General features: G+C 46.3%; 10 protein-coding genes. All 10 read left to right on the forward strand.

Features of this window, described 5'->3' with window-relative positions; all coding sequences use genetic code 11:
* The first annotated feature begins 467 nt into the window (after positions 1–467).
* The 10 genes from ACR0QT_RS08305 (at position 468) to ACR0QT_RS08350 (ending at position 13,011) form a co-directional block, all read left to right on the forward strand.
* Entirely contained in the window at positions 468–1,835 is a 1,368-nt protein-coding gene (locus ACR0QT_RS08305) for an MATE family efflux transporter (RefSeq protein ID WP_432630351.1), read from the forward strand.
* Between the two features lie 27 nt (positions 1,836–1,862).
* Entirely contained in the window at positions 1,863–2,477 is a 615-nt protein-coding gene (locus tag ACR0QT_RS08310; protein WP_432630352.1) for an AAA family ATPase, read from the forward strand.
* A 287-nt stretch (positions 2,478–2,764) separates the two neighbouring features.
* Positions 2,765–4,630, forward strand: coding sequence for an ABC transporter ATP-binding protein (locus ACR0QT_RS08315; RefSeq protein WP_432630353.1), 1,866 nt, complete (start codon positions 2,765–2,767; stop codon positions 4,628–4,630).
* Positions 4,627–6,468 carry an ABC transporter ATP-binding protein gene (locus ACR0QT_RS08320; RefSeq protein WP_432630354.1) on the forward strand — a complete coding sequence of 614 codons (1,842 nt, stop codon included), beginning with the start codon at positions 4,627–4,629 and terminating at the stop codon, positions 6,466–6,468. Before ACR0QT_RS08315 ends, ACR0QT_RS08320 begins: the two co-directional genes overlap by 4 nt.
* Before the next feature lie 311 nt (positions 6,469–6,779).
* Entirely contained in the window at positions 6,780–7,766 is a 987-nt protein-coding gene (locus tag ACR0QT_RS08325) for a Gfo/Idh/MocA family protein (protein WP_432630355.1), read from the forward strand.
* Between the two features lie 155 nt (positions 7,767–7,921).
* Entirely contained in the window at positions 7,922–8,845 is a 924-nt protein-coding gene (locus tag ACR0QT_RS08330) for an AEC family transporter (protein WP_432630356.1), read from the forward strand.
* A gap of 195 nt (positions 8,846–9,040) precedes the next feature.
* The gene (locus tag ACR0QT_RS08335) at positions 9,041–9,502 is read left to right on the forward strand and encodes a site-specific integrase (protein WP_432630357.1); all 462 of its coding nucleotides are present in this window, start codon (positions 9,041–9,043) and stop codon (positions 9,500–9,502) included.
* A 149-nt stretch (positions 9,503–9,651) separates the two neighbouring features.
* A complete protein-coding gene (locus ACR0QT_RS08340; RefSeq protein WP_432630358.1) occupies positions 9,652–10,878 on the forward strand; it encodes an RNA-guided endonuclease TnpB family protein in 1,227 nt (408 codons plus the stop codon).
* 241 nt (positions 10,879–11,119) lie between these two features.
* A complete protein-coding gene (locus ACR0QT_RS08345) occupies positions 11,120–11,536 on the forward strand; it encodes a hypothetical protein (protein WP_432630359.1) in 417 nt (138 codons plus the stop codon).
* Entirely contained in the window at positions 11,485–13,011 is a 1,527-nt protein-coding gene (locus ACR0QT_RS08350) for an ATP-binding protein (protein ID WP_432630360.1), read from the forward strand. The genes ACR0QT_RS08345 and ACR0QT_RS08350 overlap by 52 nt, the downstream gene beginning before the upstream one ends.
* Positions 13,012–13,026 lie beyond the last annotated feature (15 nt).

Below are 13,026 nucleotides of genomic sequence, written 5' to 3' on the forward strand. Positions count from 1 at the left end.
AGGAATCCGAATGGATGGATCTTCGAATAAAAACATCTTTTAGATTGAGCAGAATTTTGCTATAATTAGGATACATCTATAAGGGGTCACCTCCGTAGCATTAAACTTTGGTCGGTAAAATGATTTGGGAGGCTTCTTATGGATGTATTTTATTACAACAAAAAGAATGTTGGAAGTATGTTTTTCAACACACCCCAACATTCAGTATAGAACCTGTTTTTATACAAGAAGTTTGTCCCGAAAAATCAACAAGGTTTGTGTAGATCCAAGAAGAGATACGGAAAACTAGGTACAGAAAAAAGAATACGGGTATCCAAAATCAGTGTGTAGCTTGTCAGCGTAAGTCCAACTTGTCAACTTACGGGGAAAGATGCACACTTTTTTGATTTTATGGGGCAAACGTTGCTGTTTGCGCAACGCATAAACAACAACGCACAAGGAAAAGAGAAGAAGGAGGAGAAAAGAAAATGGCAGAGAGCAACAAAATGAAGGAGATGCCGGTGGGAAAGCTGATGATTCAGATGGGAATCCCGATGATCTTATCGATGGCGCTTCAGGCAGTCTACAACATTGTGGATAGCGCCTTTGTCGGAAATATGAGAACGGGAAGTGAGTCAGCGCTGAATGCGTTGACACTGGTTTTTCCGATCCAGATGTTGATGGTCGCAGTCGGAATTGGAACAGGAGTCGGAACGAATGCGCTTCTTGCGAGAACCCTAGGACAGGGAAACCAGAAGAAAGCGGGAATGGTTGCGGGCAACAGCCTGTTTCTCGGGGCAGTGATTTATCTGATCTGTCTTTTGTTTGGAATTTTTGGAGTGAGAGCCTACATCTCGTCTCAGACAATCGATCCGGAAGTGCTTGAGATGGCGGTGAGTTATTTAAGAATCTGCTGTGTCGTCTCATTTGGAATTATCTATTTTTCTCTGTTTGAGAAATTGCTTCAGGCGACGGGACGTTCCCTCTACTCGACGATCGGTCAGGTAGTCGGTGCGGTTGTCAATATCATCTTAGATCCGATTATGATTTATGGACTCGGTCCGGTTCCGGAGATGGGAGTTCGCGGTGCGGCGTATGCGACGGTGATCGGTCAGGTGGTGTCTGCGGGACTTCTTTTGATCTTTCATCTGAGACTCAACCATGAGTTTGAGCATGGTGCGAAGATGATGAAGCCGAATGGTGCGATTATCCGGGAAATCTATACGGTCGGACTTCCGGCAATCATTGCGCAGGCGCTGATGTCGATCATGGTATATGCGATGAACCTGATTCTCAAATTCAGTCCGTCCGCGCAGACTGCATATGGGCTCTTCTATAAGGTTCAGCAGTTTGTGCTCTTCCTTGCCTTTGGTTTAAGAGACGCAATCACGCCGATCCTTGCGTTTGGTTATGGAATGCGAAGCAGAAAGAGAATTCAGGATGGAATCAAATATGGAATTTTGTATACGGTGATTCTGATGATTTTTGGTATCTTTGTGACAGAAGGATTTCCGGTATCGTTTGCGACGTTATTCAATGCGGGGCAGTCGCGAGAGTACTTTATCGGGGCAATGCGTGTGATTTCGATCAGTTTCCTCTTTGCAGGAATCAATGTTGCCTACCAGGGCATTTATCAGGCATTAAACCGCGGACTCGAATCGCTCGTGATCTCTCTGCTCAGACAGCTTGTGATCATTTTGCCACTCGCAGGCGTGTTCTCGATTTTCGTGAAAAATGGTCAGGCAGATCTTACGTTGATTTGGTGGTCGTTTCCGATCACGGAAGCTCTGTCCTGTCTGGTTGGCTATGTGTTCTTGAAGAAAATCACAAAGACAACCGTGGATGTTCTGAATTAATTTTGAGTGAAAAAGGAGGAAGACGCAATGAAAAAGAGAATCATCACAATCAGCAGAGAATTTGGAAGCGGGGGACGTTTTATCGGGGAGGAAGTCGCAAAGAAACTTGGAATCGCTTACTATGACAAGAATCTGATCAACCAGATTGCACAGCAGTCGGGACTGGCTCCGGAGTATATTCAGGAGAGTGCGGAACTCTCCCCGCGAAAAGGACTGTTTGCCTATGCATTTTCCGGACGGGACAGTGCCGGGAAATCGATGGAAGATCTCGTCTATGAGGTCCAGAGAAAGATCATTCTGGAAATTGCAGAGAAAGAACCGTGTGTGATCATCGGAAGAAATGCGGATTTTGTTTTGAGAGATAGGACGGATGTGCTCAACGTGTTTATACACGGAAATCTGCCGGAGAAGATGCAGAGAATCTGCCGGATCTATGCGGTTTCTGAGCAGGAGGCGAGGAAGATGATGGCGGACACGGATAAGAGAAGGATGACGAATTATAATTTTTATACGGACCAGAAGTGGGGAAAGGCGAGCAACTACACGCTGTCATTAAATAGCTCAGAACTGGGGTATGAGAGATGTGAGAAGATCATTCTGGAATGTTCGGGAATGTATGGAGATGGAGTAGCTATGGAGTAGTCGTACATGGAAATCTGCCAGGGATAAGACTTTCTGAACGAAAAATTCTGTGTGATACAATGGTAGGGCGGATTGTGCAGTGCATGATGAACGGGAACGAGCTGGATGTGACAAGTTGACAAGTTAGACGATTAGCTGAGAGCTGGGGGCAAACAGAAAACAGGATTTGCAGGATTTAGAAAAACGCGGTAAACTAAAACTTAGAATGATTCAAGTTTGGAAAAACAGATAAAAACCGGAAATATCAAGTTTTTGTAAATCGGTGAGGGGTTGGGGAAGGGTTGCTTATGTGGAAGTATATTCGGCGTTATCTTCATTTTGCGGTATTGGCGGGGCTTTTTATGGTTGGAGAGGTGACGATGGACCTGCTTCAACCGAGAATGATGAGTCGGATTGTGGATGAGGGTGTTCTGGGACTGAATCATGGCGGGGTCGGAGATCTGGCTGTGATCTGGAATCTGGGTCTGAGGATGATCCTCATTGTGCTCCTGGGATGTTTCTGTGGTTCGATGAACAACGTTTTCGTACACATTTCCGGACAAAATATTGGAAATGAGATGCGAAAAGATTGTTTTGATCGGATCATGAAATTCTCCTTTCCCCAGATGAATCAGTTTGGAACCGGTTCTCTGGTGACGAGGGTGACGAATGACATCACGCAGGTGCAGAATTTCGTCTCCCAGTTTGTCCGTGGCATGCTTCGCACTCTGCTGTTGACATTTGGAAGTATGTACTGGATGTTTCGCCTTGACGCGCGATTTGGGGAGATTGTCGCATGTGCGTTTCCGTTCCTTGTCGGCACACTCGCGTTCTGCCTGTGGAGATCAAGACCACTGTTTTTGAAATTGCAGGATCAGCTCGATCAGATCAATGCGATCATGCAGGAGGATATTTCTGCGATCCGCATCATCAAAGCCTGTGTCCGCGAGGCTTATGAAAAAAAGCGGTTTGGAAAGGCAAATGAGGGGCTTGTCGGGATTCAGCTTCGGACGCTCGTCATTTTTGCGTTTATGAATCCGGTCATCAATGCGATGATGTATCTGGTTGTGGCATTGATTCTGCTTGTCGGCTCGTTTGAGGTAGGAGCGGGGAGAACGACACCGGGCAGTATCATGGCGGGAATCACTTACACAACTCAGCTCCTTCACGGAATTTTGATGATGGTTATGCTGTTTCAAAATATCTCAAGGGGATTGGCATCATGGAAGCGTGTGAAGGAAGTGCTTGAGAGCAAACCGGAGATCAGAGATGGAAAGTTTGTTGGAACTTGTGCAAAAACGGAACAAAAAATAGAGCTGAAAACAAAATCGAAGAGTGAGCCGGGAGACGAAAAGATTGGGGAACGGAGAGGCGAAGAGAAAGGCATAGAAAGCGGAGAAGAAAACGGAGACAAAAACGGCGATCTGAAGGGCGAGATTGAGTTTCGGGATGTCTCGTTTGCCTATCCGGGAAACACAGAGATGGTCTTATCCCATATCAATCTCTCGATTCACGGAGGGGAGACGATCGGCATTATGGGGGCGACGGGATGTGGAAAGACAACCCTGCTGAACCTGATTTCCCGTTTCTATGATGCGACGGAGGGCAGTGTCCGCGTTGACGGAGTCGATGTCAGGGAGTACCGGCAGGAGGCTCTGAGAGAAAAAATTGCGGTTGCCCTTCAAAAGAGTGAGCTGTTCTCGATGACGATCGGCGAGAATATCAGCTGGGGAGATCCAAATGCGGATGAGAAGGCAATCAGGCGATCTGCCGTGATCGCGCAGGCAGACGAATTTATCTCATCGACAGAACTGCAATATGACACGCAGGTCGCAGAGCGCGGAATGAGCCTGTCCGGAGGGCAGAAACAGCGAATCTCGATTGCGAGAGCGGTGCTCAAACCGGCAGAGATTCTAATTTTTGATGATGCGACGAGTGCGCTTGACTTAAAGACCGAGGCTTTGCTTTATCGGGCGCTGAGGGAGTCTCATGCGGACTGCACGAAGATCATTGTGGCGCAGAGAATTGCTTCTGTTTGCCATGCAGATCGGATTATTCTGATGGAGAATGGAGAGATTTCTGCCTGTGGAACGCACGAGGAACTTTTGCGAACCTGTCCTGCCTATCAGGATATCTATCGCTCTCAGATCGGGGAGGAGGGAGTATTTGCATGAACGAAGGAAACGAAAAAATTCCGAAGTTGGTTCAGGGAAACCTCCCCGGAACGAGAACGAGGGGACAGAGATTTGCACAGATTGAGTATGCAAACGATATTCGCGGAACCTTAAAGCGACTGCTCGCTTATTTTGCGCGAGAGCGGGCGGTTGTCTTTGCGATGCTTGGTGTGGTTGTGTTTGGAACAGTCTGTGGCATTTATGCGCCGAGTCTTCAGAGCCGGGCGGTGGATATCATTGCGAAGGAGAAACATGGAAATCTGGGTTCCTGCCTGATCGCGATGATTTTCGTCTATCTCTGTTACAGTGTCAGTGGGCTTTTCCAGAGACTTTTAAGTGCCAGACTTGGTCAGAGCGTTGTAAAGCAGATGAGGGAAGAATTGTTTGGAAAATTTGTCGATTTGCCGATCCGATACATGGACACCCACTCACACGGAGATGTGATGAGCCGGATGACAAACGACATCGAAAATATCTCGACGACGGTATCGCAGTCCCTGCCATCCTTCTGCTCCGGGGTGCTCACGATCGTTGGAACGATGATCGTCATGATCTGGTATTGCTGGCAACTGGCGCTGTTAAGCCTGATCACGGTCTTTCTGACGTTGCTTGCAACGAAGGTTCTTTCGGGACAGGTGCGCAAGTTCTCAAGAAAGCGTCAGATGCTTCTCGGACAGTTAAATGGCACGGTCGAGGAGATGGTCTCAGGCTATGCGACGATTCTCGCTTACAACCGTCAGAAAATCACAACACAGGAATTCTGTGAGACCGCGGATGCCCTCACAAAGGCGGGAATCCGGACGGATATTTTCAGCGGAGTCATGGGACCGATCATGAATGCGATCGGCAATACGGGATTTGTGATCATTGCCGTCTTTGGCGGATATTTTTCCTTAAAGGGAATGATCTCCGTCGGTGTGATCTCGGCATTTATCGTCTATGCAAAACAGTTCAGTCGTCCGATCAATGAGATTGCTCAGATTTACGGTCAGTTGCAGACTGCGGTCGCAGGAGCGGAGCGGGTGTTTCGTGTTCTCGATGAAAAAAATGAGGAAATGGATGGAGAACCGTTTGTCCGTGCGGTTCATGCAGAACAGGGACAGGCTTCGGTGGAATTTCGGGATGTCAGCTTTTCGTATGAGCCTGGAAAACTGGTGATCCATGACTTCTCACTGACGGTTCCTGAAGGAAAAAAGATTGCGCTCGTCGGGGCGACCGGAAGCGGAAAGACGACGATCGTAAATCTTTTGATGCGGTTTTATGAGATTGACAGCGGGGAGATTCTGATCAATGGTCGTGATATCCGAACGATTGCGCGGGATGATCTGCGAAAACACATGGCGATTGTGTTGCAGGATACAGTTCTGTTTTCCGATACCGTCCGCAATAACTTAAGATATGGCAGAGAAGGGGCGAGCGAGGAGGAGATTGAGCGGGCAGTGGAAATGAGCTACTGTGCGGAGATGATTCACCATCTTTCAGAGGGATACGATACAGTTCTCAAGGGCGCAGGAGCGACGATCAGTCAGGGGCAACGCCAGCTCCTTGCGATCGCCCGCGCGTTTGTCGCAGACCCGGAGATTCTGATTCTCGATGAGGCGACCTCAAATGTCGACACGCGGACGGAGAAGGCGATTCAGACTGCGATGCAGAAAATCATGCAGGGGCGCACGAGCATTGTGATCGCACATCGCCTGTCAACGATCCGCGACTCGGATCTGATTGTCGTGATGGATCACGGCGAGATTGTGGAGAGCGGAACCCATGAAGATCTGTTAAAGAGACAGGGCAAGTATTATGAGTTATATATGACGCAGTATTCCGGATTTGCGATCTAGCCTGTCGCATGACTGTTTAGAGATAGGCACTTTTGGAACCGAAAGTGCCGTAAGATAACGTGGTGGTAGCGGGAATTTGCCGTATTTAAATGCGAAGCCACGGCAAATTCCGTTACTGGGCACGTGCGCGTGAACAGTGACAATCATTTCGGAGTCATTTCTGTTGTAACAGAACAGATCTTTTGATAAAATAAATTTGTCGTAACTGGGAAGATGCGGAATCGTTACCATCTGTTCATCTGTCAGGAAACGATTTATGGGTGGAAAGAAGGGATTCCACTCGTACAGTGAAAGAAAGTGGGGGAGTTTACATGAAGGTTCATTTTGCAGTGATTGGGACAAATGTGATTACAGACACCTTTCTTGAGGCGGGAAGGAGTGTTCCGGGATTTTGTTTAAAGGGAGTCTATTCCCGCTCGAAAGAAAAGGCAGAGGCCTATGCGAAAAAGCAGGGGGCGGAGCTGACGTTCGATGATTTAGACGAGCTGGCTGAGTGCAAGGAGATTGATGCCGTGTATGTGGCAAGTCCGAACAGCCTTCACGCCGATCAGAGCATTCGGATGTTGCGTGCCGGAAAACATGTTCTCTGCGAAAAAACGATTGCTTCCAACAGCCGGGAATTTCAGCAGATGAGAGAAACGGCGTTAGAGAATGGAGTAATTTTGCTTGAGGCCATGCGAAGCGTGTACTCACCGGGATTTACGGCAATCAGGGAAAATCTCCCGAAACTTGGAACGATCCGCAGAGCGACGTTTCAGTATTGCAAGATTTCGAGAAGGTACGATAACTTCAAAAATGGAATTATCGAAAATGCGTTTAATCCGGAGCTGTCAAATGGAGCACTGATGGATATCGGAGTTTACTGCGTGCATCCGCTTGTCGCTCTGTTTGGAATGCCGGAGAAAATTTTAAGTAGCAGTATCAAGTTCTCAAATGGAGTGGAGGGAGCGGGAACGATTCTTGCACAGTACAAGGAGATGCAGGCGGAGTGCCTCTACTCGAAGATCGCGAATTCCAAGCTTCCGAGTCAGATTCAGGGAGAGAATGCGACGATGGTGATCAGGGAAATCCCAAATCCGCGGAACGTTACGATCTATTACCGCGATGGACGAGAGGAAAACCTGGATATTCCGGAAGTGTCCAACAACAATATGTCTTACGAGATTCAGACATTTATACGGCTGATTCAGGAAAACAAGGCAGATCATCCGTATCTGAAGAACTCGGAGATGGAGATGCAGGTGATGGATGAAGTGCGCAGACAACAGGAAATTGTCTTTCCGGCGGACCGCAAGTAAAATCGCCGTATTTGCAGTTTTTTGATGGTTTGCCGGTAAGAGGATCGTCACGGAGGAGGTCATTGAGGAGCACGTCGATGAAATTGGAAGTATAAAGAAAAAGTGACTCCGTGAATAAAATTGTTGGGAAAGGAAATGGGAAGAAAAGAGGAATTATGATTGCGGTAATTTTGATGAAAAAAATATGCTCACTATTCCTGATTATGGGAATGGGAGCAATTTTGGTAAGACTTAAAATTCTAAAGGCAAATGAGAGCAAAGTACTTTCTTTGCTCAGCTTATATCTGATTATGCCGTGCATGATTCTCACCTCTTTTCAGGTGGAATGTACGAAAGAGGTTCAAAGTGGTTTGCTTCTGGCATTGATTGCGGCGATTGTTGCCCATGTGATTTTGCTGATCCTTTCTGTGCCGCTAAAAAGAATATGGAATCTGGATGCGGTGGAAGTGACATCGCTGATCTACTCAAATGCCGCCGGTCTGATCATTCCGCTGATTCTTGCGATATTGGGAAAAGAATGGGTGATTTATACCTCTCCGTTTGTCTGTGTACAGCTTTTCTTACTCTGGAGTCATGGAAAATCTGTTTTGTGCGGAGAAAAAGGAATTGATTTAAGAAAGGTCTTCATGAACATCAATATGATTTCTGTTTTGATCGGGATCATTCTTTTTGCCACCGGAATCCGTTTCCCGGCAGTTGTGTCAGATGCGATTGAATCGGTTGGCAATATGATGGGACCTGTCGGCATGCTCGTGACGGGAATGTTGATTGGCAGTATGGATATGAAGAAAATTTTTTCCTACAAGCGTCTGCTTCTCGTTGTACCGCTTCGTTTGGTGGGACTTCCGTTGCTGATTCTTCTGGTATTTAAGTTCAGCGGAGTAGGAAAAATGTTTCCAAATGGAGATACCATTCTTATGATCAGCCTGCTTGCGACGATGACGCCATCCGCGTCCACAATTATGCAAATGGCGCAGATCTATGACAAAGATGCAGATTATGCCAGTGTGATCAACGTTGCGACTACGATCTTGTGTATCCTTACGATGCCACTTCTGATCGCACTTTATCAACTTTAAATATGTGGGGAAACCCAAAAGGCTGTTCCTTTCGGAAACGATCGGGACAGCCTTTTTGCAATCAGATTGGAGTAAAGATTGCAAAAAAGATTGGTGAAAAGATTGCGGAAAATCGTTTTGGAATGACTGAGGAGTAAAAAGAGACGAAGATTGGTAAAATACAGGTATCTTTATTTGGTGAAGGAGAGAACTATCATGACAATGACCGAAAAAAATCCTGTACTCAGTCAGAAAAACGTGGAAAGGTATCTGATTTGGTTGCGCGAGCAGGAGTGCAGTCAGGCAACATTACAAAAATATGCGCATGATTTGAAGGCGCTAGGAGTGTTTCTGGAGGAAAATGGATCGTTGAGATTGACAAAGACAAGTCTGATTGCGTGGAAAGAGAAACTCATCAGTCTGTACGCGCCGTCCTCCGTCAATGCGATGCTTGCGGTGGCGAATGGGTATTTGCGGTACATGGGGTGGAATGATCTGATTGTGAGACCCTTAAAAATTCAGCGCTCGCTGTTTCTTGAGGAGGAAAAGGAGCTTACCAGAGAAGAATATGTGCGTCTCGTGCGTACCGCGCAGAGACAGGAAAAAGAGCGATTATCGCTTGTGATTCAGACGATCTGTGCCACGGGAATTCGGGTGTCGGAACTCAAATTCATCTAAATGCGGGCAGGATACTCCGACCTCTTAGGTCGGGGAGGAATGCCCGCTACACCTCGCTTTCTCAAATGCTAGATTTTCAGCAAAATATATGATAAAATAATATTGCTGATGAAAGTATTATAATTTCTTAGAAAGTCAGGTGCTGAAAATTGTCCGACCTAACCAAAACAATAAAACTTCGCATCCATGTTTCTCCGGAACAGGAGATTTTGTTTTGTCAGATGACTGAGCAGTACCGCCAGGCTTGCAACTTTGTGTCAAAACACATCTTCGACAATCAGTTTAACTTGTCTTATCAAAACCTCAATAAGGAGCTGTACAACGACCTTCGCGGTCAGTTTGGCTTAAAGTCACAACTTGCACAATCGTCTATTAAGACAGCCATCGCACGATACAAAACGGTCAAAGAACAGTTATCTCAAAATCCATTCAAATACAAAAATGAGAATGGCAACTGGAAATATATTACCAAAACGCTTGAATGGCTCTGGAAACCTGTATGTTTCAGCCGTCCACAAGCAGACTTGGTTCGCAATCGTGATTATAGCTTTGTCGATGATGGGCAAACCCTATCCATCAATACGCTTGGTAAACGAACCAAATGTACCTTTGAAGGCGAACATTTCGCTGAATATCTCGATGGTTCGTGGAGCCTTGGCACCGCGAAGCTGATCAAACTCAAAGGTCTGTGGTATTTGCATATCCCTGTTACGAAAGCTGTTGAAGATTTTCAGAAAGAGAACATCCGTCATGTTGTTGGCATTGACCGTGGCTTACGTTTCCTAACTGTCAGCTATGATGAACAGGGTAAAACAGAATTTGTTTCTGGCAAGAAAATAGCAACGAAACGACACAAATTTCAAGAAGTTCGCCGTCAGCTCCAATCAAAAGGTACAAAATCTGCAAAGCGTAGACTAAAAGCCATTTCAGGACGAGAGAACCGTTGGATGTCCGATGTAAACCATCAGATTTCTAAGACACTCGTTGAGAAATATGGCAAGGATACGTTATTTGTTCTGGAAGATTTGACTGGCGTGAGCTTTGAAGAAGAGAATCTCTCCAAAACCGCAAAACAAAATTACGACCTGAGAAGCTGGAGTTTCTATCAGTTCGAGCAGTTTTTGATCTATAAGACTCACGAAAATCGCTCAGAAGTGCTGAAAGTCTCGGCAAAATACACCTCTCAGCGTTGCCCGAAATGTGGAACAATCCACAAGGAAAACCGTAACCACCACAAGCATCTGTATCGTTGTCAGTGTGGCTACAAATCCAATGATGACCGAATCGGTGCAATGAATATACAGCTTCTCGGTACAATGTGGATTTCTGGAGATACCCATCCTCGCTACGAAAAATTAACAAATACCTCAGAGTAAATCTCTTTGGTAAAACGGGCATTGTCAACTGTCCGATGATGTAGGCAGAATGAGGGAGACATCTTGCGATGTCGTTATTACCTATGCTTCTCTGACTTACAAGCTCCCGCTTCTATAAGCGGGAGTAGTTGACTTTGTTGTATGATAATTGCACGATACATAGAAATTGCATCAGCTCATTTGCATTATATGGGAAAAATAAGGTTTTTCAAGTCTCTTTCTCCATTTTTGGACAAAATGAGTGGTCGGTGTCATCAATGATTATGTTGAGTTTGCGACGAATTGTCTTGATCGGACGTTGCATTTTGAACTGGTTGGTTTTGATTCTCAGGAAGAGCAGTTGCAGGCGTTAAAAGAAGGACAGATCGACCTGATTTTCCATATCAGCCAGAATCCCTATTATGCTGAGCAGAATAAGGTGGCGCTGTCAAACACGGTTTTGACGATCCCGCTCGCAGCGGTCACGACGCAGGGGTATTTCGACGAAAATGCACAGAACACCGTTGCCGTAGAAAAGAGAAATTGCAAATTCAGGTGGTATATTCCTACAACTATCCAAATTGGAAGATCGTGCAGTACGATTCATTTAAAGACGTGGAGCGCGCTGTGCGGGAGGGAAAGGCAGACTGTTTTATTGCAAAATCGGGGCAGTCGATGAACTATGTCAATGACAAGAAACTCCACAGTGTGTTTCTGACGAAATCCGGAAACACCTCTTTTGCGGTCAGCAAGGGAAATAAGGTTTTGATGTCCATTTTAAATAAAACGCTGAAAACGATGCAGACTTCCAAGTTGTCCGGTGCGGTGTCGATGTATGAAGATTCTCTGAGAAAAGTCACGCTGGCGAATTTTATCAAGGACAACATTTTGGTTGTCACAAGCGTATTTGTCTCGATTTTTGCGCTGATTCTGATTCTCATTCTTGGACTTTTGAAAAAGGCGAGACGCGCGGAGGAAAAGGCAAAGGAGGCCCAGGTACAGGCGGAAAATGCAAATATGGCAAAGTCGACGTTTTTGTTCAACATGTCGCATGATATTCGAACTCCGATGAATGCGATTCTCGGATTTACGGCGCTTGCTGAGAAGAATTCGGACAACCATCAACTTGTCAAAGAATATCTCGGGAAGATTCAGACGAGTGGAATGGGACTGCTCTCAATTCTTGACAAGGTGCTTGAGCTTTCTCGAATTGAGTCGGGAAAGACGACTCTCGAGGAGACTCCACAGGAAGCCGGAAAGGTTTTTGACGCCTGTATGGTGATGATGAACCCGGAGATTGAGCGGAAACATCACACGGTCACTACGACAAAAGAGATTTCGTATCCATATATTTACTTTGATGCATCGCGAGTGACGGAAATCATCTTGAATGTCCTGAGTAATGCGATCAAGTACACAGGTGATGGAGGTACGATTCACTGTGCACTGACGCAGTCGCCCCATCCGAGAGAGGGGTGGATTTATCAGGAACTTTCGATCACAGACAGCGGAATCGGAATGTCAGAGGAGTTCCAGAAGCACATCTTTGAGAACTTTGCCAGAGAGCGATCCACAACACTTAGCGGAGTTCAGGGAACGGGGCTTGGCATGGGAATTGTGAAAAAACTGGTTGATCTTATGGAAGGAACGATTGAGATCAGAAGCAAGATCGGGGAAGGCTCCACGGTGCTCATCAGAATCCCGATGAGGATTGCGACGTTTGAGGATACCCAGCCGAAACATTCCACGGAGGCTGACCAGAAGAAGGAACGACTTTCTGGAAAACGGATTCTGCTGGCAGAGGACAATGATCTGAACGCAGAGATTGCGATTGCCCTGCTCGAGGAAGAGGGAATGAAGGTAGATCGCGTGATGGATGGAGTACAGTGCGTTGAGCGGGTGGAGCGATGTCCCGATGAGTATTATTCGATGATTCTGATGGATATTCAGATGCCGGTGCTTGATGGTTATCAGTCGGCAATAAAGATCCGTGGACTTCAAGATCGGGCAAAGGCAGGTATCCCGATCATTGCAATGACGGCAAATGCATTTTCAGAAGATAAGGCGAGAGCGATTGAGGCAGGAATGAATGATCATGTGGCAAAGCCGATCGATATGGATGTTCTGATTGCGACAATGCTCAAATATTTGTAAGATGCTCTCCGGGTG

Source organism: Brotaphodocola sp., assembly GCF_050873365.1.
In the GTDB taxonomy this organism is placed as follows: Bacteria; Bacillota; Clostridia; order Lachnospirales; family Lachnospiraceae; genus Brotaphodocola.